The following is a 21,097-nucleotide window of genomic DNA, read 5'->3' as shown; positions in this document are numbered from 1 at the left end:
ATAGGCCAGGCAAAAAAACGCCCGCCGGGCGCTGGGGCGCGGCGGGCGATTTCGGGTCAGCGCCGGATCAGGAACCCAGCAGCTCGGCCTTGACCAGTTTCGCCTGCTCGTCGGCGTGGTAGGAGGAACGCACCAGCGGGCCGGAGGCGACGTTCTTGAAGCCCATCTTGTAGCCTTCCTCGGCGAACCAGGCGAAGGTGTCCGGGTGCACGAAGCGCTGCACCGGCAGGTGGCTGCGGGACGGCTGCAGGTACTGGCCCAGGGTCAGCATGTCGATGTCATGCTCGCGCATGCGCTTCATGACTTCGATCACTTCGTCGTCGGTCTCGCCCAGGCCCAGCATCAGGCCGGACTTGGTCGGGATGTGCGGCATCATCTGCTTGAAGCGCTGCAGCAGGGTCAGCGACCACTGGTAGTCGGAACCCGGGCGTGCGGCCTTGTACAGGCGCGGCACGGTTTCCAGGTTGTGGTTGAACACGTCCGGCGGCTCGGCGGCGGTGATTTCCAGGGCGATGTCCATGCGGCCGCGGTAGTCCGGCACCAGGGTCTCCAGCTGCACGTTCGGCGACAGCTTGCGGATCTCGCGGATGCAATCGGCGAAGTGCTGGGCACCGCCGTCGCGCAGGTCGTCACGGTCCACCGAGGTGATCACCACGTACTTGAGGCGCAGGTCGGCGATGGCGATGGCCAGGCTTTCCGGCTCGTTGACGTCCAACGGCTTCGGACGGCCATGGCCGACGTCGCAGAACGGGCAGCGACGGGTGCAGATGTCGCCCATGATCATGAAGGTCGCGGTGCCGCCGGAGAAGCACTCGCCCAGGTTCGGGCAGGAGGCCTCTTCGCAGACGCTGTGCAGCTTGTGCTTGCGCAGCAGGGTCTTGATGCGCTCGACTTCCGGCGAAACCGGGATGCGCACGCGGATCCAGTCGGGCTTCTTCGGAAGCTCCGTGGTCGGGATGATCTTCACGGGGATGCGTGCGACCTTCTCGGCGCCGCGCAGCTTGACGCCGGCTTCGACCTTGGCACGCGGGGCCGGGCGCTCGGTGACATCGAGCGTCGGGATCATGGTTTGCACTGCATCAGTAGTCATATCAGTCGATTCCGCCCGTCAGGGTCGTCTGCTCAGCATAGTCGAGGTGTTTGACGAGCTGCGCGCGCAGCCGGGCACTTACCTCGGCAAATTCAATCGATCCTGCGTGGTCGCTCAGCTGGGTCATGGCCAGCCCGGCGTAGCCGCAGGGATTAATCCGTCGAAACGGCTCCAGGTTCATGTCCACGTTCAGGGCCAGGCCGTGAAAGGAACAGCCGTGGCGAATCCGCAGCCCCAGGGATGCGATCTTCGCCCCGTCGACATAGACGCCGGGGGCGTCGGGCTTGGCCGCTGCGGTCACGCCGTAGCTGGCCAGCAGTTCGATCAGGCATTGCTCCATGCGCGTGACCAGGTCCCGAACGCCGAAACCCAGCTTGCGCACGTCCAGCAGCAGGTAGGCCACCAGTTGGCCGGGGCCGTGGTAGGTCACCTGCCCGCCCCGGTCCACCTGCACCACCGGAATGTCGCCCGGCAGCAGCAGGTGTTCGGCCTTGCCGGCCTGGCCCTGGGTGAACACCGGCGGGTGCTCGACGAGCCAGACTTCGTCCGCGGCATCGCTGCCGCGTTCGTTGGTGAAGCGCTGCATGGCATGCCAGACCGGCTCGTAAGCCATCTGGCCGAGTTCGCGAAAGCCCAGCGTGCCCGGCATCACAGCACCATGTGCACGAAACCGGTCGCCCGCAGTTCGCTGTTGATGTTGTACAGCTGATCCTGGTCGGTCGCCACGATGTGCAACTGGATGGTGGTGTACTTGCCGTTGCTGCTTTGACGCTCGTCCACACGCTCATCGTTGATCTTGGCGTATTTGCGGACGATGTCGATGATCTTGTCCTTGTTGCCCACGCCGGTGTCGCTGATCACCTTGACAGGATAGTCCGTGACAGGAAATTCGATCTTTGGCGCCTTTACTTGGGTATCGCTCATGGCGTAACGGCCTCGCAAGCCGTGCCAACGAGCATGGCCCCGCTCCGGGTTCGGGGCGGGGCCATGCAGGTCAACACTGGGATCAGTTGAACAAGCCGTAGAAGAATAGACGGATGCTATCCCACATGCGGCGGAAGATACCACCCTCCTCGACAGCGTCCAGGGCGATCAGGTCGGCGCTGTGCACCACCTTGTCGTCCAGTTTCACTTCGACTTTACCGATCACGTCGCCCTTGGCGATCGGCGCGGTCAGTTGCGGGTTCATGGTCATGCTGGCGGCGAGCTTCTTCAGCTGGCCTTTCGGCAGGGTCATGGTCAGGTCCTGGGCCAGGCCGGCCTTGACCTGACCGGTGGTGCCCTTCCAGACCGGCGCCTGGGCCAGTTCGGTGCCCTTCTGGTAGAAGGTCTGGGTTTCGAAGAAGCGGAAACCGTAGGTCAGCAGCTTCTGGGTCTCGGCGGCGCGGGCCACTTCGCTGTTGGTGCCGAACACCACCGCGATCAGGCGCATGCCGTCGCGCACGGCCGAGGACACCATGCAGTAGCCGGCTTCGTCGGTGTGGCCGGTCTTCAGGCCGTCGACGGTTTTGTCGCGCCACAGCAGCAGGTTGCGGTTAGGCTGCTTGATGCCGTTCCAGAAGAACTCCTTCTGGGAGTAGATGGCGTAGTGCGCCGGGTCTTCGTGGATGATCGCGCGGGCCAGGATCGCCATGTCATGGGCCGACGAGTAGTGCTCAGGGTTCGGCAGGCCGGTCGGGTTCATGAAGTGGGTGTTGGTCATGCCCAGGTCGGCGACGGTCTTGTTCATCAGGTCGGCGAACGCGTCTTCGCTGCCGGCGATGTGCTCGGCCACCGCGACGCTGGCGTCGTTGCCCGACTGGATGATGATGCCGTGCAGCAGGTCGCTGACGGTCACCTGGGAGCCGACCTTGATGAACATCCGCGAACCGCCGGTGCGCCAGGCGTTCTCGCTGACGGTCACCGGATCGTTCTCGCCGATCTGGCCGCGACGGATCTCCAGCGTGGCGATGTACGCGGTCATCAGCTTGGTCAGGCTGGCCGGCGGCAGGCGCTGGTCACCGTTGTTCTCCACCAGCACGTTGCCGCTGCTGGCGTCCATGAGCACGTAGGATTTGGCGGCCAGTTGCGGCGGCGACGGCATCATCTCGGCCGCGAAGGCGGCAGGCGAGAGGAGCAGCGGGACTAGCAGGCACAGGCGTTTGGCAAAGGTGGTGATGTTCATCCGTCTCTCGAAATCGCTAATGGAAACTGCCCTTGCGGGCAAAACTAATCAGATGGCCTTCTCATCGGGCCATCGCGTGTTCAGTTGCTCACTCCAGTCACCCTTGCCGGGCTTTTGTTCTTCGACGAGCCAACAACCTGGTCCACCCCCCGAAACCGCAAGTGAACCGTCAATCAAGTCCTACGTTTTTTACTCGGTGACCACGCTCGGCGAACCGAGGTTGGCCAGGCGCACGCTGTTCTGCACCTGGGCGATCTCACCCGGCGATCCGATCGGCCCCAGCCGCACCCGGTGCAGGGTCTGCTGATTGCGCACGATCGAACTGATGAACACCGGAGCGCTCACCATCCCGCTGAGCTTCGACCTCAGGAGTTCTGCAGCGTCCGGGTTGGCGAACGCGCCCACCTGCAGATACTGGCCAGACGCTGTTGCAGAAGCGTTTTTTTTTGCATCGAGCTGAACCGGCACGACGGCCGCGGCGTGCTGCTGCGGCGGAGGCGTCCACTGCTCGACGGTGCCGGCCGAAGCCGTGATCGCCGGGGCGGCATTCTGCGCCACTTGCGGCTCGTTGAGCATCAGAGGCGCCGGACGGCCCTTGGCGGCCCACCACTGCTGCGGGTCGATGCCTTCGACCTTGACCCGCGCGGTGCCGATTTCGGCGTAGCCGAGCTTCTTGGCGGCCGCGTAGGACAGGTCGATGATCCTGTCCGAATAGAACGGCCCGCGGTCATTGACCCGCAGGATCACGCTCTTGTTGTTGTCCAGGTTGGTCACCCGCACATAGCTGGGCAGCGGCAGGGTCTTGTGCGCGGCGCTCATGCCGTACAGGTCGTACACCTCGCCGTTGGCGGTGTTCTGGCCGTGGAACTTGGTGCCGTACCAGGACGCGGTGCCCTGGGCGACGTAGGTCTTGGATTCCTGCAGCGGGAAGTAGGTCTTGCCCAGCACCGTGTACGGGTTGGCCTTGTAGGGGCCGGTGTGCAGGGTCGGCGTGGCGTCCGGGATGCGCGACACGTCGACGTCCCACCACGGCGCGCCGTCCTTGTGGGCCCGGTTGATGTCCAGGCCCGGCTGCGAGCGGACGCTGTTGGAGGCGGACTTCTGAGCGGGCGAACGGCTGGTCGAACAGCTGGCGACCAGCACCGCCAACGCAGCGAATGCCACCAGCTTCAGGGGTTTGTTGATAGGCAATGCCCGCATTACTTGACGCCCCGTGCTTGTACCAGCTGTTCAGACAGTTGATGTACGGCCATGGCGTACATCACGCTGCGGTTATAACGCGTGATCGCGTAGAAATTCTTCAGGCCCATCCAGTATTCGGGGCCGTTGTCGCCTTCGAGGCGGAACGCGGTGACCGGCATGTCGTCGCGCAGCGCATCATGACTCGACCAGCCCAGCGCCCGCAACTCCCCGACGGTTTTCGTCGGCTCGATGCCGGCGGTCAGACCTTCGTCCACCTGCTCGCCCCGCACGTCCGCCCGGCTCACCACCGGCTCGCCGGCGACCCAGCCGTGACGCTTGAAATAGCTGGCGACGCTGCCGATCGCATCGTCCGGGTTGTTCCAGATGTTGATGTGGCCGTCGCCGTCGAAATCCACCGCATAGGCGCGGAAACTGCTCGGCATGAACTGCGGCAGGCCCATGGCGCCGGCGTAGGAGCCCTTGAGCGTCAACGGGTCGACCTGTTCCTCACGGGCCAGCAGGAGGAACTCGCGCAGCTCCTTGCGGAAAAACTCGGCACGGGGAGGATAGTCGAATCCGAGGGTGGACAAGGCATCGATCACCCGGAAATTGCCGGTATTGCGTCCGAAAAAGGTCTCAACGCCGATGATCGACACGATCACCTGGGCCGGAACGCCGTATTCCTGCTCGGCGCGGGCCAGGGTGGCCTCGTGCTGGCGCCAGAAGTCCACCCCGCGGGCGATGCGCGCGTCGGTGAGGAACATCGGCCGGTATTCCTTCCATTGCTTGACCCGCTCGGCGGGCTTGGAAATGGCATCGAGGATCGACTGCTTGCGCTCGGCCTCGCGGAACACCGCCATCAGCTGCTCGCCGGCGAAACCGTAGTCGCGGGTCATCTCGCCGACGAACTCGGCCACCTGGGGCGAGCCCTCGTAATCACCGGCCAGCGCTTCCTGCGCGCCGCCAAGGATGCCCACCAGGCCGACCCACGGCATGTGCCGGGTCGCCCAGCCACGCATTGCTTGCATTGAACTGTTCACCTTATTCAAACCTGTGCGATCCACTTGCGGTGGGTATGGATCGACATCAAAACCCCAAACGCTGACAGCAGCGTCACCAGCGAAGTTCCTCCGTAGCTAATGAACGGCAACGGCACCCCCACCACCGGCAGCAGGCCGCTGACCATGCCGATGTTGACGAACACATAGACGAAGAACGTCATGGTCAGCGCACCGGCCAGCAGCTTGCCGAACAGCGTCTGCGCCTGGGCGGTGATCACCAGCCCGCGGCCGATCAGCAGCAGGTAGATCAGCAGCAGCGCGCAGATCCCCACCAGGCCGAACTCTTCGCCCAGCACCGCAATGATGAAGTCGGTGTGGCTTTCCGGCAGGAAGTCCAGGTGCGACTGGGTGCCCAGCAGCCAGCCCTTGCCGAACACGCCGCCGGAACCGATGGCGGCCTTGGACTGGATGATGTTCCAGCCGGTGCCCAGCGGGTCGCTTTCCGGGTCGAGGAAGGTCAGGATCCGCTGCTTCTGGTAGTCGTGCATGATGAAGAACCACATGGCGACCGCCACCGGCACGGCCGCGGCCAGCACGCTGAGGATCCAGCGCCAGCGCAGGCCGCCCATGAACAGCACGAACGCACCGCCGGCCAGGATCAGCAGCGAGGTGCCCAGGTCCGGCTGGCGCACGATCAGCACGAACGGCACGCCGATCAGCAGCAGGCTGATGCCCACGTGCTTGAGCTGCGGCGGCAGCGTGCGCTTGGACAGGTACCAGGCGATGGTCGCCGGCATCAGGATCTTCATGAACTCGGACGGCTGGAAGCGGATCACCCCGGGGATGTTGATCCAGCGCGTGGCGCCCATGGCGTTGTGGCCCATGATGTCCACCACCATCAGCAGCACCACCCCGACCACGTAGCCCAGCGGCACCCAGCGCGCCATGAACCGCGGCTCGAACTGGGCGATGACGATCATCGACACCAGGCCGATGCCGAACGAGGTGGCCTGCTTGCCCAGCAGGTCCCAGCTCTTGCCGCTGGCCGAATACAGCACGAACAGGCTGCCGGCGGCCAGGATCAGCAGCAGCACCAGCAACGGGCCGTCGATGTGCAGGCGTTGCAGCAGCGTCGCGCGGCGACGCATCACATCCTCGCTGGAGAGCATGCGATCGAAATTATTCTTCACGGGCCGTAGCCTCCGCACTGATAGGGCTGGCGTATTCGGCCTTCAACCGTCCGTCCTGATCCAGAAGCCAGGCATCCATGACCTGACGCACCACCGGCGCCGCGACGCCGGAGCCGGACTCACCGTTCTCGACCATCACCGACACCACGATCCTGGGATCGTCCGCCGGGGCGAAGCCCACGAACAAGGCGTGGTCGCGGTGGCGCTCCTGCACCTTGGAGCGGTCGTACTTCTCGCCCTGCTTGATCGCGACCACCTGGGCCGTACCCGACTTGCCGGCGATCCGGTACTGGGCGCCGATGGACGCCTTGCGCGCGGTGCCCCGGGCACCGTGCATCACCTGCTGCATGCCGTGGTTGACCTTGGCCCAGTCCGACGGGTCGCGCAGGACGATGTCCGGCATCGGATTCTCGTCCTTGGGCTTCTCGCCCTCGATGGTCTTGGCCAGGTGCGGGCGGTTCCACACGCCCTTGTTGGCCACCAGCGCCGTGGCCTGGGCCAGTTGCAGCGGCGTGGACTGCATGTAGCCCTGGCCGATCCCCAGGATCAGGGTCTCGCCGGGGAACCAGGCCTGACGGCGGGTCGCCCGCTTCCACTCGCGGGACGGCATCAGGCCGGGAGATTCTTCGAACATGTCCAGCGAGACCTTCTGGCCGATGCCGAACTTGTTCATGTAGGCGGACAGCCGGTCGATGCCCAGCTTGTGCGCCAGGTCATAGAAGTAGGTGTCGTTGGAACGCATGATCGCCGTGTCCAGGTCCACGAAGCCGTCACCTGTGCGGTTCCAGTTGCGGTACTTGTGATCGTAGTTGGGCAGCATGTAGTAGCCCGGGTCGAACACCCGGCTGGTCGCCGTCACTACGCCCGCGTCGAGGCCGGCGATGGCCACCGCCGGCTTGATGGTCGAGCCCGGCGGGTACAGGCCGCGCAGCACACGGTTGAACAGCGGCCGGTCGATGGAGTCGCGCAGCTCGGCATAGGCCTTGAAGCTGATGCCGGTGACGAACAGGTTCGGGTCGAAGCTCGGCTGGCTGACCATCGCCAGCACCTCGCCGGTGCGCGGATCCAGCGCCACCACGGCGCCGCGGCGGCCGCCCAGCGCCGCTTCGGCAGCTTCCTGCAGCTTGATGTCGAGGCTCAGGACGATGTCCTTGCCCGGCACCGGATCGGTGCGCTTGAGCACCCGCAGCACGCGGCCCCGGGCGTTGGTCTCGACTTCCTCGTAACCCACCTGGCCGTGCAGCTCGGCCTCGTAGAAGCGCTCGATGCCGGTCTTGCCGATGTGGTGGGTGCCGCTGTAGTTGACCGGGTCGAGGGTCTTGAGCTCTTTCTCGTTGATCCGCCCCATGTAGCCCACCGAGTGCGCGAAATGCGCGCCCTGGGGATAGTGGCGGACCAGCTGCGCGACCACTTCCACGCCCGGCAGGCGGAACTGGTTCACCGCGATCCGGGCGATCTGCTCCTCGGTCAGCTCGAACAGGATCGGCACCGGCTCGAACGGCCGGCGCCCCTGGCGCATGCGTTTCTCGAAGATCACCCGGTCTTCGGGCGTCAGCTCCAGCACTTCGACGATCACGTCGAGCACCTGCTGCCAGTCGCCGGAGCGCTCGCGGGTCATGCTCAGGCTGAAGCTGGGGCGGTTGTCCGCCACCACCACGCCGTTGCGGTCGAAGATCAGGCCGCGGGTCGGCGGGATCGGCTGGACGTGGACGCGGTTGTTCTCCGACAGCGTCGAGTGGTACTCGTACTGGATCACCTGCAGGTAATACAGCCGCGCAATCAGCACGCCGATCAGCATGACGATCGCAATGGCCCCGAACACGACGCGGCTGCGCACCAGACGTGCGTCTTTTTCGTGGTCCTTGATGCGGATCGGCTGAGACATGAGGGCTGGATTACTTGTGGTAAGGGTGGCCGGACAGCACGGTCCAGGCACGGTACAGCTGTTCGCCGATGAGGATGCGCACCAGCGGGTGCGGCAAGGTCAACGGCGACAGCGACCAGCGCTGGTCGGCCCGCGCGCAGACTTCCGGCGCCAACCCTTCCGGGCCGCCGACCATGAAGTTGACGGTGCGCGAGTCCAGCCGCCAGCGGTCCAGTTCGACCGCCAGCTGCTCGGTGCTCCACGGCTTGCCGTGGACTTCGAGGGTGACGATCCGCTCGTTCTGCCCGACCTTGGCCAGCATGGCTTCGCCTTCCTGACGGATGAAACGGGCCACGTCGGCATTCTTGCCACGGGTATTGAGCGGAATTTCCACCAGTTCCAGCGCCAGCTCGGACGGAAGACGCTTGGCATACTCATGCCAGCCTTCTTCCACCCACTTGGGCATGCGTGAACCGACGGCGATCAGTCGCAGTCGCACAGCGCTTACCTTACTGCTGGTCTTTGTTGAGCTTGGCGAAATGCTCGTGGGTGTTTTCCGGGCTGTGGTGCTTGGCGTCGGCCGCACGGCTCTGCTCGGCACCGGCCCACAGGCGCTCCAGGTCGTAGAACTGACGGGCCGAGGCGGTCATCATGTGCACGATCACCAGGTCCAGGTCCAGCAGCACCCAGTCGCTGTCGCCCTTGCCTTCTTCGCCCAGCGGACGGGCGCCGTTCTTCTTGACCTCTTCGCGGACCTTTTCCAGCATCGCGTTGATCTGGCGGTTGGAGGTACCGGTCGCGATCACCATGTAGTCGGTGATGCTCTGCTTGTCGCGCACGTCGATGACCTGGATGTCCTGGGCCTTGACGTCTTCCAGGGCCGCCACGGCGACCTTGACCAGCTCGTCGCCCTTCAGCGGCTCGGCGCTCACGGTCGGCTCCGGCAGCGGGGCACTCTTGAACGTGCCTTTGCGCTTGATTTTGTTTACGTCGTTGTTGGTCATATAAAACTCGTTTTGCTCATGTGTTCGGCGGTTCGGGATACGCCGGTGCGTATCAGTGAAGCACGCCTTGTTCAGTTCGACGCACGGTACAGACCGTGCGCATCGATGTAGGCCAGGACCGCGTCGGGCACCAGGAAACGTACCGACTTACCGCTGGCCAGCAGTTGACGGATCTGGGTGGCGGACACCGCGAGCGGTGTCTGCCAGACGAATGCAATCTGTCCGCTCGGCCCCTTGAGGGCCTGCGGGTCGCTCACCGAGCGCGCCGCCAGCAGGTTGCGCAAGGCATCCGGCGGCTCGCTGTCGGCGTCCGGGCGCTGAAGCACCAGGATGTGGCAATGCTGGAGCAGTTCGCTCCAGCGGTGCCAAGTGGGCAGGCCGCAAAACGCGTCCCAGCCCAAAAGCAGGAAAACCTGGGTCTCCGCGGCCATTTCGGCGCGCATCGACTCCAGGGTGTCGATGGTCCAGGACGGCTTGTCCCGCTGCAGTTCGCGGGCGTCCACCACCAGCGGCGGCACGCCGGCCACCGCGCATTCGACCATCGCCAGCCGGTCCTGCGCCGACACCTGCGGCGCATCGCGGTGCGGCGGCCGGGCGCTGGGCGTCAGGCGCAGCTCGTCGAGGCCCAGGGCATCGGCGACTTCCAGCGCACCGCGCAGATGGCCGACGTGCACCGGGTCGAACGTGCCGCCCAGTACGCCGATGCGCCGGGGTCGGGATTCGCTGGCGGGCAGCGGCGCTTTAGGGTCGAGATCGGACAAGTCAGACCGTCGCCTGGCCGCGCAACTGGCCATCACCGACCACGATGTACTTCTCGCAGGTCAGGCCTTCGAGACCCACCGGGCCGCGGGCGTGCAGCTTATCAGTAGAAATGCCGATCTCGGCACCCAATCCGTATTCGAAACCGTCGGCGAAGCAGGTCGGGGTGTTGATCATCACCGACGCCGAGTCGACTTCCGCCACGAACCGACGGGTGTCGGCAAGGTGCTCGCTGACGATCGAGTCGGTGTGGTGGGAGCCGTAATGGTTGATGTGCTCGATGGCCTGGTCCAGGCCGTCGACGACGCGCACCGACAGGATCGGCGCCAGGTACTCGGTGCTCCAGTCGTCTTCGGTGGCCGCCACCGCGTCGATGATCGCGCGGGTGCGCTCGCAACCGCGCAGCTCGACGCCCTTCTCGCGAAAGCGGGCGGCCATCGACGGCAGGAAGTCCTTCGCGACGGCCTGGTCGACCAGCAGGGTCTCCATGGCGCCGCAGATGCCGTAGCGGTAAGTCTTGGCGTTGAAGGCGATGCGCTCGGCCTTGGCCAGATCGGCGTGCTCGCCGACGTAGACGTGGCAGATGCCGTCCAGGTGCTTGATCACCGGCACCCGGGCATCGCGGCTGATGCGCTCGATCAGGCCACGGCCGCCGCGCGGCACGATCACATCGACGTGTTCGGGCATGGCGATCAGCGCGCCGACGGCGGCGCGGTCGGTGGTCTCGACCACCTGCACCACGGCAGGCGGCAGGTCGGCTTCGGCCAGGCCGCGCTGGATGCAGGCGGCGATGGCGCGGTTGGAGTGGATCGCCTCGGAGCCGCCGCGCAGGATGGTCGCGTTGCCGGACTTCAGGCACAGGCTGGCGGCGTCGATGGTCACGTTCGGCCGGGACTCGTAGATGATCCCGATCACGCCCAGCGGCACGCGCATCTTGCCGACCTGGATGCCCGACGGACGGAAGCTCATGTCCCGGATCGCACCCACAGGATCGGGCAATGCCGCCACCTGGCGCAGGCCGGTGATCATGCCGTCGATGCGCGCCGGGGTCAGTTCCAGACGTTCCAGCAGCGCCGGCTCCAGGCCGTTGGCGCGACCGGCGGCCAGGTCCTGTTCGTTGGCTGCCGCAAGCTCGGCGCGGGCGGCGTCCAGGGCATTGGCGGCAGCCAGCAGGGCGCGGTTCTTCTGCGCGGTGCCGGCACGGCCGATGACCCGGGACGCTTCGCGGGCGGCGCGACCCAATCGGGTCATGTAGTCAAGAACGGACTCAGTCATGGTCTGCTGGGGTCTTGGCAAAGAGGAAAGCGGCAGATTATAGCTGTCGCGTCCCGGGACTAACAGCGGTGACGGGCGGATGGTCGAAATCGCTTTGGATTTGCCGACGTTCAGCCGTGATTAAGATCCAAATTGTTATCATCGCGCCCTCCCGAGCCTGGATGAACGCCGCCCGCCATGTCCAACCTGACCGTTCCCCTCCCCGCCGCGCCCCGGCCCGCCGGCCTTGCGGACGCCTTCTTCGACCGCGACGCCCAGACGCTGGCGCAGGACCTGTTGGGCAAAGTCATCCGCCACCGGGTCGGCGACCTGTGGCTCAGCGCCCGGATCATCGAGACCGAGGCCTATTACTGCGAAGAAAAAGGCAGCCACGCCTCCCTCGGCTACACAGAAAAGCGTAAGGCTTTGTTTCTGGACGGCGGGCACATCTATATGTACTACGCCCGCGGCGGCGATTCGCTGAACTTCAGCGCCCAGGGGCCCGGCAACGCGGTGCTGATCAAATCCGCCTATCCGTGGGTCGATGAGATCAGCGGGCCGGCCAGCCTGGCGCAGATGCTGCTGAACAACCCCGACGCCCAGGGCCGGCCGCGCCCGTCGCAAAAGCTCTGCGCCGGGCAGACGCTGCTGTGCAAGGCGCTGGGGCTGAAGGTGCCGGTGTGGGACGCCAAGCGTTTCGACCACGACGTGCTGCTGGTGGAAGACACCGGCCCGGCCCCGACCCACATCATCCAGACCACCCGGCTGGGCATTCCCCACGGGCGCGACGAGCATTTGATGTACCGCTTCGTCGACGCCGCCTACGCGCAGTGGTGCACCCGGAACCCGTTGCGTCGCGGGCAGGTCGAAGGGCGCGATTACTATTTGCTGCCTTGAATATGCCGGGATCCCGGACAGGCAATGCCCTGTGGGAGCGGGCTCGCGCCTACAAGGATTCTCATGAAATGGATGGAGTGATATGCAATGGGCCAATGGCTCGATAGCGTGACCGGATGGCTGGCGGCCAACCCGCAGTGGCTGGCGGCGGCGGTGTTGATCATCGCGTTCGTGGAGTGCCTGGCGATCGCCGGGATCATCGTGCCGGGCACCGTGCTGCTGTTCACCGTGGCGGTGCTGGCCGGCAGCGGCGCGCTGCCCTTGAGCGAAACCCTGCTGCTGGGCTTTCTCGGCGGGATTCTGGGCGACGCCGTTTCCTATTACCTGGGCCGCCACTTCCACCAGAACATCCGGCGCCTGCCCGGGCTGCGCCACCATCCGGAGTGGATGGCCGGGGCCGAGACCTACTTCCAGCGCTACGGCATCGCCAGCCTGCTGGTGGGCCGGTTCATCGGCCCGCTGCGGCCCATGCTGCCGATGGTCGCCGGCATGTGCGACATGCCCTTCCCGCGCTTCGCCGCCGTGAGCCTGCTGGCCGCCGCCGGCTGGAGTGTCGCCTATCTGCTGCCGGGCTGGGCCACGGGTGCGGCGATCCGCCTGCCGCTGCCCGAAGGTTTCTGGCTGCAGGCCGGCATCGTCGCTGGCAGCATCGCCGCGATGGTGGGCCTGAGCGCCAACAGCAGCCTGCGCCGCCATCGCCGCGCGACCGTCTGGATCGGCGGCATGAGCCTGCTGATCCTGATCGGCCTGTTCATCGGCTACCCCTACCTCACCGCCCTGGATCGGGGCGTGATGACGCTGATCCAGGAACACCGGCAGCCGGCCCTGGACGAAATCGCCGTCACCTTCACGCTGATCGGCGAGTTCCGCAACATGCTGCTGTTCAGCGCCTTGTTCACCGGCCTGTTGCTGCTGATGCGCCAATGGCGCCATGCGATATTCGTCGGCGGCACCCTGCTCGTCACCGCGCTGGCCAACACCGCCACCAAGCATTTCTTCGCCCGGCTGCGCCCCGAGGTGCTGACCGATCCGCTGACCAGCTACAGCATGCCCAGCGGCCATGCCTCGGGCTCGTTCGCGCTGTTCCTGACCCTCGCGGTGCTCGCCGGGCGCGGCCAGCCGCCGCGGATGCGCCTGACCTGGCTGCTGCTCGGCTGCCTGCCGGCCATGGCCATCGCCCTGTCGCGGGTGTACCTGGGGGCGCACTGGCCGACGGATGTGCTGGCCGGTGCGATGCTGGCGGCGTGCGTGTGCGCGGCGGGGCTGTGGCTGATCCAGCGGCAGACGCCGCTCGGGCCGATGCCGCAGAAAGTCTGGTGGCTGGTGCTGCCGGCGCTGGTGGCGCTGTTCGGCCTGTTCGTCATGCGCCACCTGCCCCACGTCATGCTGCGCTACGCCTACTGACCTTCAGGCGCTGCCCCTCAAGCGCTGCCCCTCAAGCAAACAGCTCGCCTTGCAGCTCATCGAGCAGCGCCTGGATCGCGTCCAGCCGCTGCTGCGGGTCGTCGAGCTGGAGCAGGTCCAGCTTGTCCGCCTCGGCGAACGGCAGCAGGTAGGCCAGCTGATTGGCCAACGACTGCTGCCCCGCCGCGTGGGTGCCCATGTCCAGCGCCTCGACCATCGGGTGTTCGGCCAGCGCCTTGAGCAAGGCCACCAGATCCGCGTCCTCGTCCTGCAGCGGTTGCTCGGGCTCGTCGTCCAGCCATTCGATGTCGGCGACGAGCAACTGGTCGCGCTGCACCTCGCTGCGCAGCACCCGGAAGCGCCGCCCGCCCTGCACGCGGATGCCCAGCAGGCCGTTGTCCTGCTGCTGGAAATCGGTGATGCGCGCCTCGCAGCCGACCCGGGCGAAGCCTTCCGGCGCGGCGCCGACCTCGTCGCCGTCGAGGATGCACACCACGCCGAAGCCTGCGCCCTGTTTCATGCAGCGGCCGATCATGTCCAGGTAGCGCGCCTCGAAGATCTGCAAGTCGAGGTTGCAGCCGGGAAACAGCACTGTGTTCAGCGGGAAAAGCGGCAGACTCATAGCCATATCCTTACACCACCATCGACACCGCCAACGGCAGGAACACCGCCGTGGCCACGCCCATCAGACTCATCGCCAGCGCCGCGAAGGCGCCGCACTCATCGCTTTCCTGCAACGCCACCGACGTGCCCACCGCATGCGCCGTCATGCCCAGCGCCATGCCGCGCGCCTCGGGGCTGCGCACGCCGAGGCGGTCGAGCAGCGCCGGGCCGAAGATCGCGCCGATAACCCCGGTGATCAGCACGAACACCGCCGCCAGCGCCGCCACGCCGCCGATCTGCTCGGCCACCAGCATCGCGATCGGCGAGGTCACCGACTTGGGCGCCATGGTCATGAGGATCATGCGGTCGGCGCCGAACCACCAGCCCAGCGCCACGCCCATGCCGGTGGCGACCACGCCGCCTATCACCAGCGTAGTAAAGATCGGCCAGAACAATTGGCGGATGCGCCGCAGGTTCAGGTACAGCGGCACCGCCAGCGCGACGGTCGCCGGCCCCAGCAGGATGCTGAGGATCTCGGTGCTCTTGCGGTACTCGGCGTAGGTCAAGCCGCAGCCGACCAGCACGCCGATCACCAGCAGCATCGACACCAGCACCGGTTGCAGGAAGATCCAGCGGGTCTTCTCGAACGCCGCCAGCACCAGTTGATAGGCCCCCAGGGTGACGCCGATGCCGAACAGCGGATGGTGGATCACCGACGCCCAGGCGCCTTGCCAGTCGAACAGCATCAGGACTCCTCCGTGCCGGCGGCGTGACGCTTGACCAGGCGCTGCATCAGCACCCCGGCGAACGCCATGGACAGGATCAGCGACACCACCAGCGCACCGACGATGGCCCAGAAATCCGCGGCGATGGCGCCGGCGTACACCATCACCCCCACCGCCGGCGGCACCAGCAGCAACGGCAGGTAACGCAGCAGGCTGCCGGCGGCCAGGCTCAGCGGCTCGCCGACCTCGCCCCGTACGATGAGGAACCCCAGCAACAGCAGCAGGCCGATGATCGGCCCCGGCAGCACCGGCAACAGCAAATGGTTGAGCGCCGTGCCGAGCAATTGGAACAGCACCAGCCAGGTCAGGCCACGTAGCAACATCCGACATCTCCGTCCGACCGCCCGCCAAGCACGGGCGGGGCATTATAAGCATGCGGCGCCTATGCACAGGCATTCGCCAAAAGCATGGCAGGTTGACCGGAGCAAATCGCCATGATGATCTACAGTGGTTCGCAGGGCGGTCATGTCCCCCACCTGAAAAACGATAAAACCGATGAACCCAAGGAGAGTCTCAATGCCCTATGTTCCCGTTGCAGAGCTCAAAGATTATGTCGGCAAGGAACTCGGACGTTCCGAATGGCTCACCATCGATCAGGAGCGCATCAACCTGTTCGCCGAAGCCACAGGGGATTTCCAGTTCATCCACGTCGACCCGGTCAAAGCCGCGCAAACGCCATTTGGCAGCACCATCGCACACGGATTCCTGACGCTGTCGCTGATGCCCAAACTGATGGAAGACATCCTGATCCTGCCCAAGGGCGTGAAGATGGTGGTCAACTACGGGCTGGACAGCGTGCGCTTCATCCAGCCGGTCAAGGTCGACTCCAAGGTCCGGCTCAAGGTCGACCTGGTTGACGTGACCGAGAAGAAACCCGGCCAGTGGCTGCTCAAGGCCAACGCCACCCTGGAGATCGAAGGCTCGGAAAAACCGGCCTACATCGCCGAACCGCTGTCGCTCTGCTTCGTCTGAGCACCGGGATGCGAAGCGGCTCACGCCGTTTCGCATCCGCCCCGCCTCCCGGCTGTATATGGTCACCCGGCTGCGGCATACTCGGTCGCCTAATTGCCCGGAACCCGCCATGCGCTCACTTGTGTCCCTTGCCCCGATTGCCCCCCTTGCCCTGGCCCTGATGCTCACCGCCTGCGGCGATGGCGAATCGCTGCTGCCGGCCGATGCGCACCTGCCGGACGGCGGGCGCTACCGCGGCGAGCTGGTCAACGGCCTGCTGCAGGGCCAGGGCCGGGTCGACTACCCCAACGGCAGCTGGTACGCCGGCGCGTTCGACAAGGGCCAGTGGCACGGTCAGGGCGAGTGGCACGGCAGCAACGGCGAGGTCTACCGCGGCCAGTTCCGGCAGGGCCTGTTCGACGGCCAGGGCACCCTGACCACCCACGGCAGCAGCTACACCGGCGGCTTCAAGCTGGGCCGGCGCGACGGCGAAGGCACCCTGAAGGAAAACGCCATGACCTACCGCGGCGAGTTCAAGGCCGACCAGTACGCAGGGCTCGGCCGCCTCGAACTCGACGACGGCAGCTCCTACCAGGGCCAGTTCGCCAACGGCAAGCCCAACGGCGAAGGCCAGCGCGGCGACGCCAGCGGCAACCAGTTCACCGGCCGGTTCGTCAACGGCCAGCTGGAAGGCAACGGCACTTTCAACAGCGCCGACGGCGACATCTATGTCGGCGGCTTCAAGAACAACCAACTGCACGGCAAGGGCCGCTACGAGAACGCCGACGGCGACGTGTGGCTCGGCCAGTTCAAGGAAGGCGCGCTGACCGGCAAGGGCGAACTGATCGGCGCCGACGGCAGCCATTACACCGGTGACTTCAATGACTGGCGCTTCAGTGGCCAGGGCCGCCTGAACCTGTCCGACGGCAGTTTCTACATCGGCCAGTTCGACAGCGACAGCTACGCCGGGCGCGGTACCCTGGTGCTCACCGACGGCACCGTCCTGAGCGGCACCTGGGTCAACGGCCAGCGGGTGCGCGACGCCGACGGCAAGCTGTTGCCCGACACCCTCGAACTGGGTCTGCTGGCCCAGGGCCGGCTGCTCGACGACGCCCTGGGCAACGTGCCCGCCTCGACCCCGGCCGTGGAGCTGTACACCCTGACCTTGGGCGGCGACGGCAAGCAGAGCGTGTTCCTGCGCGAGTCCGACTACGTCGCCAACATGCTCGCCAGCCGTTTCGGCGCCCGCGGCCAGATCCGCCTGGTCAACCACCGCGACCACCTCGGCGACCGGCCAATGGCCACCCGCGAGAACCTGCGCCGCGCCGCCCAGACCTTGGCCGAACGCAGCGGCCCGGAAGACCTGGTGTTCATCTACCTCACCAGCCACGGCACCGCCGAGCACGAACTGGTGCTCGACCAGCCGCGCATGGAACTGGCCGACCTGCCCGCCGACGAACTGGCCGCCGTGCTGGCGCCGCTGAAGAACCGCGACAAGGTCATCGTCATTTCCGCGTGCTATTCCGGCGGCTTCATTCCGGCGCTCAAGGACGAACGCACGCTGATCATGACCGCCTCGCGCGCCGACCGCGTGTCGTTCGGCTGTTCGGAGGAAGCCAACTTCACCTACTTCGGCGACGCGCTGTTCGCCCAGGCGCTGAACCAGACCGACGACCTGGAGCAGGCCTTCAAGCTGGCCAAGGCCACCGTCGCCGAACGGGAGCTGGCGGACAATTTCGAGGCGTCGGAGCCACAGATCTGGGCACCGAAAACCGTGCTGTCGCACTGGCAGCAGCTGCGCAAGCAACAGGCCAGAAAAGCGTTGCAGAGTGCTGCATTGAACGACGGGGCGACAAAGAGCAACTAAGCTGAACAGTATCAAGGGAGAGACACTATGTACTTGACGCCTCAGCATGTCTTGCTTGCCGGAGCCACCGGGTTGACCGGTGAACATCTGCTCGACCGCCTGCTCAACGAGCCGACGATCACCCGAGTGCTCGCCCCTTCACGCCGGCCGCTGGCCGAGCATCCTCACCTGGAAAACCCCGTCGGTGATCCCCAGGCGTTCCTGCCGCAGCTCTCCGGGCGGGTCGACATCGCCTACTGCTGCCTGGGCACCACCATCAAGCAGGCCGGCTCCGAAGAGGCGTTCCGCGCGGTGGACCTGGACATGGTCGTGGCCTTCGCCAAACGTGCCCGGGAAATGGGCGCACGGCACCTGATCGTGATCAGCGCGCTGGGGGCCGACCGCAGATCCTCGATTTTCTACAACCGGGTCAAGGGCGAGATGGAGTACGCCTTGCGCGCCCAGAACTGGCCGCAACTGACCATCTGCCGGCCGTCGCTGCTGCTGGGCGACCGCAGCGAGCCGCGCCTGGGCGAGCAGCTCGCCGGGCCGTTGTCGAAACTGATCCCCGGCAAGTACCGCGGCATCGAAGCCTGCCAACTGGCCCGGGCGATGTGGCGGCTGGCGCTGGAGGAACAGGACGGGGTGCGGGTGGTCGAGTCGGATGAGCTGAGAAAGCTCGGCAAGTGATTGGCGGCGTCCGTGAGGACGCCATCGCCAGCAGGCTGGCTCCCACTGGGGAGCCGCGAATGGAGCGCGCAGCGCTGCCTTACAGCCCCCCGGTCGCCTGAAACCCGACGCCGATCACCGTCAGCAACGACAACGGCAGCAACAGCGTGTCGAGCAATGCGCTGGCCGGCAGGTCCACCTGGGGATACCCCGGCGCCTCCGCCCCGAACCGATCCTTCGCGCAGCACCCGCCATTGATCGCATACAGATCCAGCCGCGTGCCGGCGTACACCACCGGCGCCCCCGGCTTGGCCGCGTCCAGGGTGCGTGCGGTGGCGCAGCCGGTCAGTTGCAACGCCAACAGAACCGCCAGCAGCTTATTCATCGCTGCTCAGGTGATGTTCGCCCCAGCGCGGCAGCATGTCCTGGGGAATGCCCAGCAGGTTGAGGATGCGCGCCACCACGAAGTCGATCAGGTCGTCGATGGTCTGCGGCTGGTGATAGAAACCCGGCGAGGCCGGCAGGATGGTCACGCCCATGTTCGACAGCTTGAGCATGTGTTCCAGGTGAATGCTCGAATAAGGCGCTTCGCGCGGCACCAGGATCAGTTGGCGGCGTTCCTTGAGGGTCACGTCCGCCGCCCGTTCGATCAGGTTGTTGCAGGCCCCGGTGGCGATGGCCGACAGGGTGCCCGTGGAGCACGGCACCACCACCATCGCCGCCGGCGCGCCGGAGCCCGAGGCCACCGGCGACATCCAGTCTTCCTTGCCGTACACGCGGATCTGCCCGTCGGCGGCGCCGGTGTACTCGGTGAGGAACGCCTGCATCATCTGCGGCTTGGCCGGCAGCGACACATCGGTCTCGGTGGCCATCACCAGTTGCGCGGCCTTGGAGATCAGGAAGTGCACCTCGCGGTCCTCGCGCACCAGGCAGTCCAGCAGGCGCAGGCCGTACTGGGCGCCGGACGCGCCGGTCATCGCCAGGGTGATGCGTTCCGGGCCGTTGTTCATTTCAGCGCCTCGGCCAGTTTGCCGTGCAGGCCGCCGAAGCCGCCGTTGCTCATGATGACCACGTGGGTGCCGGGCTGGGCCTGGCTCTTCACACGCTCGATGATGCCTTCCAGCGAATCGCTGACGACCGACGGCACCGAACATTGCGCCGCCGTGGCCGCCAGGTCCCAGCCCAGGTTGGCCGGCGCGTACCAGATCACCTGGTCGGCATCGGTCACGCTGTCCGGCAGGCCGTCGCGGTGCGCGCCCAGCTTCATGGAGTTGGAGCGCGGTTCGATGATCGCGATCAGCGGCGCGTCGCCGATGCGCTTGCGCAGGCCGTCGAGGGTGGTGGCGATGGCGGTCGGATGGTGGGCGAAGTCATCGTAGATGGTGATGCCGCGCACCTCGGCGACCTTCTCCATCCGGCGCTTGACGCTCTTGAACGCGCTCAGGCCGGCGATGGCCATCGACGGCACCACGCCGACATGGCGGGCGGCGGCGAGGGTCGCCAGGGCGTTGGCGACGTTGTGCTGACCGGTCAGCTCCCACTCGACCACGCCTTGGGACTGGCCGTCGAACATCACTTCGAACGCCGAACCGTCGTCCTTGAGCAGCTTGACCTGCCACTGGCCGCCGGCGCCGGTGGTCTGCACCGGCGTCCAGCAACCCATCTCGATCACCCGCTGCAACGCAGGCTCGGTGGTCGGGTGGATCACCAGGCCTTCGCTCGGGATGGTGCGAACCAAGTGGTGGAACTGCCGCTCGATGGCCGCCAGGTCAGGGAAGATGTCGGCGTGATCGAACTCAAGGTTGTTGAGGATCGCGGTGCGCGGACGGTAGTGGACGAACTTGGAGCGCTTGTCGAAGAAGGCGCTGTCGTACTCGTCGGCCTCGATCACGAAGAACGGCGTGCCGCCCAGCCGCGCGGACACCGAGAAGTTCTGCGGCACGCCGCCGATCAGGAAGCCCGGGCTCATGCCCGCGTGCTCCAGCACCCAGGCGAGCATGCTGCTGGTGGTAGTCTTGCCGTGGGTGCCGGCGACGGCCAGCACCCAGCGCCCCTGGAGGACGTGGTCGGCCAGCCACTGCGGGCCCGAGACATACGGCAGGCCCTTGTTCAGCACATATTCCACGGCCGGATTGCCACGGGACATGGCGTTGCCGATCACCACCAGGTCCGGCGCCGGATCGAGCTGCGCTGGGTCGTAGCCCTGGGTCAGCTCAATGCCTTGGGCCTCGAGCTGCGTGCTCATCGGCGGATAGACGTTGGCGTCGGAGCCGGTGACGTGATGGCCCAGCTCTTTGGCCAGAACCGCCATCGAGCCCATGAAAGTCCCGCAGATACCCAGAATATGAATGTGCATAGTCGACCTCGTAAAACATGGCCGCAGGGTAGCGCAGGGTGGGGCAAATGGCACCTTGTGTTTGTGGCGGGGAGCAAG

At 66.1% G+C, this 21,097-nt stretch carries 23 protein-coding genes; 5 read left to right on the top strand and 18 right to left on the bottom strand.

Features of this window, described 5'->3' with window-relative positions:
• Positions 1–67: 67 nt before the first annotated feature.
• The 12 genes from lipA to CAG41_RS13420 all read right to left on the bottom strand — a co-directional run bounded on the left by lipA (position 68) and on the right by CAG41_RS13420 (position 11,529).
• Positions 68–1,090 (bottom strand): lipoyl synthase, encoded by a 1,023-nt coding sequence (gene lipA / locus CAG41_RS13475; protein ID WP_085585989.1) that lies wholly within the window; start codon positions 1,088–1,090, stop codon positions 68–70.
• Between the two features lies 1 nt (position 1,091).
• Positions 1,092–1,739, bottom strand: coding sequence for a lipoyl(octanoyl) transferase LipB (gene lipB, locus CAG41_RS13470; protein WP_085585987.1), 648 nt, complete (start codon positions 1,737–1,739; stop codon positions 1,092–1,094).
• A complete protein-coding gene (locus tag CAG41_RS13465; protein WP_085585985.1) occupies positions 1,739–2,014 on the bottom strand; it encodes a DUF493 domain-containing protein in 276 nt (91 codons plus the stop codon). Before CAG41_RS13465 ends, lipB begins: the two co-directional genes overlap by 1 nt.
• An 82-nt stretch (positions 2,015–2,096) precedes the next feature.
• Positions 2,097–3,254 carry a D-alanyl-D-alanine carboxypeptidase family protein gene (locus CAG41_RS13460; RefSeq protein WP_085632379.1) on the bottom strand — a complete coding sequence of 386 codons (1,158 nt, stop codon included), beginning with the start codon at positions 3,252–3,254 and terminating at the stop codon, positions 2,097–2,099.
• Positions 3,255–3,443: 189 nt separating this feature from the next.
• The gene (locus CAG41_RS13455; protein WP_085585981.1) at positions 3,444–4,454 is read right to left on the bottom strand and encodes a septal ring lytic transglycosylase RlpA family protein; all 1,011 of its coding nucleotides are present in this window, start codon (positions 4,452–4,454) and stop codon (positions 3,444–3,446) included.
• Positions 4,454–5,464 carry a lytic murein transglycosylase B gene (mltB, locus tag CAG41_RS13450; protein WP_085632381.1) on the bottom strand — a complete coding sequence of 337 codons (1,011 nt, stop codon included), beginning with the start codon at positions 5,462–5,464 and terminating at the stop codon, positions 4,454–4,456. Before mltB ends, CAG41_RS13455 begins: the two co-directional genes overlap by 1 nt.
• Positions 5,465–5,481: 17 nt before the next feature.
• Positions 5,482–6,585 carry a rod shape-determining protein RodA gene (gene rodA, locus CAG41_RS13445; RefSeq protein WP_085586018.1) on the bottom strand — a complete coding sequence of 368 codons (1,104 nt, stop codon included), beginning with the start codon at positions 6,583–6,585 and terminating at the stop codon, positions 5,482–5,484.
• Between the two features lie 31 nt (positions 6,586–6,616).
• Positions 6,617–8,512, bottom strand: a complete 1,896-nt coding sequence (gene mrdA / locus CAG41_RS13440) for a penicillin-binding protein 2 (RefSeq protein ID WP_085585977.1) — start codon at positions 8,510–8,512, stop codon at positions 6,617–6,619.
• A gap of 10 nt (positions 8,513–8,522) precedes the next feature.
• Entirely contained in the window at positions 8,523–8,990 is a 468-nt protein-coding gene (gene rlmH / locus CAG41_RS13435; protein WP_009051038.1) for a 23S rRNA (pseudouridine(1915)-N(3))-methyltransferase RlmH, read from the bottom strand.
• A 10-nt stretch (positions 8,991–9,000) separates the two neighbouring features.
• Positions 9,001–9,495 carry a ribosome silencing factor gene (rsfS, locus tag CAG41_RS13430; RefSeq protein WP_085585975.1) on the bottom strand — a complete coding sequence of 165 codons (495 nt, stop codon included), beginning with the start codon at positions 9,493–9,495 and terminating at the stop codon, positions 9,001–9,003.
• A 71-nt stretch (positions 9,496–9,566) separates the two neighbouring features.
• Complete coding sequence (gene nadD / locus CAG41_RS13425; protein ID WP_170930002.1) at positions 9,567–10,256, bottom strand: nicotinate-nucleotide adenylyltransferase; 690 nt, start codon at positions 10,254–10,256, stop codon at positions 9,567–9,569.
• A 1-nt stretch (position 10,257) separates the two neighbouring features.
• Positions 10,258–11,529, bottom strand: a complete 1,272-nt coding sequence (locus CAG41_RS13420) for a glutamate-5-semialdehyde dehydrogenase (RefSeq protein ID WP_085585971.1) — start codon at positions 11,527–11,529, stop codon at positions 10,258–10,260.
• Positions 11,530–11,706: 177 nt separating this feature from the next.
• On the opposite strand from CAG41_RS13420, the gene CAG41_RS13415 reads away from it, so the two are divergent.
• Positions 11,707–12,405, top strand: coding sequence for a DNA-3-methyladenine glycosylase (locus CAG41_RS13415; protein ID WP_085585969.1), 699 nt, complete (start codon positions 11,707–11,709; stop codon positions 12,403–12,405).
• An 87-nt stretch (positions 12,406–12,492) separates the two neighbouring features.
• Positions 12,493–13,809 (top strand): bifunctional DedA family/phosphatase PAP2 family protein, encoded by a 1,317-nt coding sequence (locus CAG41_RS13410; RefSeq protein WP_085585967.1) that lies wholly within the window; start codon positions 12,493–12,495, stop codon positions 13,807–13,809.
• A 31-nt stretch (positions 13,810–13,840) separates the two neighbouring features.
• Here CAG41_RS13410 and CAG41_RS13405 read toward each other — a convergent pair whose 3' ends face one another.
• From CAG41_RS13405 to CAG41_RS13395, 3 genes are read right to left on the bottom strand one after another with little or no spacing between them, the layout of a single operon-like run.
• Positions 13,841–14,431 (bottom strand): LON peptidase substrate-binding domain-containing protein, encoded by a 591-nt coding sequence (locus CAG41_RS13405; RefSeq protein ID WP_085585965.1) that lies wholly within the window; start codon positions 14,429–14,431, stop codon positions 13,841–13,843.
• Between the two features lie 10 nt (positions 14,432–14,441).
• Positions 14,442–15,158 carry an LrgB family protein gene (locus tag CAG41_RS13400; RefSeq protein WP_085632385.1) on the bottom strand — a complete coding sequence of 239 codons (717 nt, stop codon included), beginning with the start codon at positions 15,156–15,158 and terminating at the stop codon, positions 14,442–14,444.
• The gene (locus tag CAG41_RS13395; protein WP_085585961.1) at positions 15,158–15,520 is read right to left on the bottom strand and encodes a CidA/LrgA family protein; all 363 of its coding nucleotides are present in this window, start codon (positions 15,518–15,520) and stop codon (positions 15,158–15,160) included. The genes CAG41_RS13400 and CAG41_RS13395 overlap by 1 nt, the downstream gene beginning before the upstream one ends.
• A 193-nt stretch (positions 15,521–15,713) precedes the next feature.
• Here CAG41_RS13395 and CAG41_RS13390 point away from each other — a divergent pair, with 193 nt between their 5' ends.
• From CAG41_RS13390 to CAG41_RS13380, 3 genes are all read left to right on the top strand, one after another.
• Positions 15,714–16,169: a MaoC family dehydratase gene (locus tag CAG41_RS13390; RefSeq protein ID WP_085707086.1), complete on the top strand. Its 456-nt coding sequence runs from the start codon at positions 15,714–15,716 to the stop codon at positions 16,167–16,169.
• Positions 16,170–16,278: 109 nt separating this feature from the next.
• Positions 16,279–18,015 carry a C13 family peptidase gene (locus CAG41_RS13385; protein WP_085585957.1) on the top strand — a complete coding sequence of 579 codons (1,737 nt, stop codon included), beginning with the start codon at positions 16,279–16,281 and terminating at the stop codon, positions 18,013–18,015.
• Between the two features lie 27 nt (positions 18,016–18,042).
• Positions 18,043–18,684: an oxidoreductase gene (locus CAG41_RS13380; protein ID WP_085585955.1), complete on the top strand. Its 642-nt coding sequence runs from the start codon at positions 18,043–18,045 to the stop codon at positions 18,682–18,684.
• Between the two features lie 79 nt (positions 18,685–18,763).
• On the opposite strand, the gene CAG41_RS13375 is transcribed toward CAG41_RS13380, so the two are convergent.
• The 3 genes from CAG41_RS13375 to mpl are packed head-to-tail and all read right to left on the bottom strand — an operon-like array spanning position 18,764 to position 21,019.
• Entirely contained in the window at positions 18,764–19,048 is a 285-nt protein-coding gene (locus CAG41_RS13375) for a YceK/YidQ family lipoprotein (protein ID WP_085585953.1), read from the bottom strand.
• Positions 19,041–19,673 (bottom strand): flavin prenyltransferase UbiX, encoded by a 633-nt coding sequence (ubiX, locus tag CAG41_RS13370; protein ID WP_085585951.1) that lies wholly within the window; start codon positions 19,671–19,673, stop codon positions 19,041–19,043. Before ubiX ends, CAG41_RS13375 begins: the two co-directional genes overlap by 8 nt.
• Positions 19,670–21,019 (bottom strand): UDP-N-acetylmuramate:L-alanyl-gamma-D-glutamyl-meso-diaminopimelate ligase, encoded by a 1,350-nt coding sequence (gene mpl / locus CAG41_RS13365; RefSeq protein WP_085585949.1) that lies wholly within the window; start codon positions 21,017–21,019, stop codon positions 19,670–19,672. Before mpl ends, ubiX begins: the two co-directional genes overlap by 4 nt.
• Positions 21,020–21,097: the final 78 nt, after the last annotated feature.

Source organism: Pseudomonas sp. B35(2017) (assembly GCF_002113645.1).
GTDB classification, from domain to species: domain Bacteria; phylum Pseudomonadota; class Gammaproteobacteria; order Pseudomonadales; family Pseudomonadaceae; genus Aquipseudomonas; species Aquipseudomonas ekonensis.
This window is presented reverse-complemented; position numbering and strand designations above follow the sequence as displayed.

What these genes read in the sequence shown, in the direction of transcription:
- mltB (WP_085632381.1), bottom strand. Translation starts at nt 5,464, where the DNA reads ATGCAAGCAATGCGTGGCTGGGCGACCCGGCACATGCCGTGGGTCGGC.
- CAG41_RS13375 (WP_085585953.1), bottom strand. Translation starts at nt 19,048, where the DNA reads ATGAATAAGCTGCTGGCGGTTCTGTTGGCGTTGCAACTGACCGGCTGC.
- lipA (WP_085585989.1), bottom strand. Translation starts at nt 1,090, where the DNA reads ATGACTACTGATGCAGTGCAAACCATGATCCCGACGCTCGATGTCACC.
- CAG41_RS13420 (WP_085585971.1), bottom strand. Translation starts at nt 11,529, where the DNA reads ATGACTGAGTCCGTTCTTGACTACATGACCCGATTGGGTCGCGCCGCC.
- rsfS (WP_085585975.1), bottom strand. Translation starts at nt 9,495, where the DNA reads ATGACCAACAACGACGTAAACAAAATCAAGCGCAAAGGCACGTTCAAG.
- CAG41_RS13465 (WP_085585985.1), bottom strand. Translation starts at nt 2,014, where the DNA reads ATGAGCGATACCCAAGTAAAGGCGCCAAAGATCGAATTTCCTGTCACG.
- CAG41_RS13380 (WP_085585955.1), top strand. Translation starts at nt 18,043, where the DNA reads ATGTACTTGACGCCTCAGCATGTCTTGCTTGCCGGAGCCACCGGGTTG.
- CAG41_RS13410 (WP_085585967.1), top strand. Translation starts at nt 12,493, where the DNA reads ATGGGCCAATGGCTCGATAGCGTGACCGGATGGCTGGCGGCCAACCCG.
- CAG41_RS13455 (WP_085585981.1), bottom strand. Translation starts at nt 4,454, where the DNA reads ATGCGGGCATTGCCTATCAACAAACCCCTGAAGCTGGTGGCATTCGCT.
- CAG41_RS13390 (WP_085707086.1), top strand. Translation starts at nt 15,714, where the DNA reads ATGCCCTATGTTCCCGTTGCAGAGCTCAAAGATTATGTCGGCAAGGAA.
- CAG41_RS13385 (WP_085585957.1), top strand. Translation starts at nt 16,279, where the DNA reads ATGCGCTCACTTGTGTCCCTTGCCCCGATTGCCCCCCTTGCCCTGGCC.
- lipB (WP_085585987.1), bottom strand. Translation starts at nt 1,739, where the DNA reads ATGCCGGGCACGCTGGGCTTTCGCGAACTCGGCCAGATGGCTTACGAG.
- CAG41_RS13395 (WP_085585961.1), bottom strand. Translation starts at nt 15,520, where the DNA reads ATGTTGCTACGTGGCCTGACCTGGCTGGTGCTGTTCCAATTGCTCGGC.
- ubiX (WP_085585951.1), bottom strand. Translation starts at nt 19,673, where the DNA reads ATGAACAACGGCCCGGAACGCATCACCCTGGCGATGACCGGCGCGTCC.
- CAG41_RS13460 (WP_085632379.1), bottom strand. Translation starts at nt 3,254, where the DNA reads ATGAACATCACCACCTTTGCCAAACGCCTGTGCCTGCTAGTCCCGCTG.
- mrdA (WP_085585977.1), bottom strand. Translation starts at nt 8,512, where the DNA reads ATGTCTCAGCCGATCCGCATCAAGGACCACGAAAAAGACGCACGTCTG.
- CAG41_RS13415 (WP_085585969.1), top strand. Translation starts at nt 11,707, where the DNA reads ATGTCCAACCTGACCGTTCCCCTCCCCGCCGCGCCCCGGCCCGCCGGC.
- rodA (WP_085586018.1), bottom strand. Translation starts at nt 6,585, where the DNA reads ATGCGTCGCCGCGCGACGCTGCTGCAACGCCTGCACATCGACGGCCCG.
- CAG41_RS13400 (WP_085632385.1), bottom strand. Translation starts at nt 15,158, where the DNA reads ATGCTGTTCGACTGGCAAGGCGCCTGGGCGTCGGTGATCCACCATCCG.
- CAG41_RS13405 (WP_085585965.1), bottom strand. Translation starts at nt 14,431, where the DNA reads ATGAGTCTGCCGCTTTTCCCGCTGAACACAGTGCTGTTTCCCGGCTGC.
- mpl (WP_085585949.1), bottom strand. Translation starts at nt 21,019, where the DNA reads ATGCACATTCATATTCTGGGTATCTGCGGGACTTTCATGGGCTCGATG.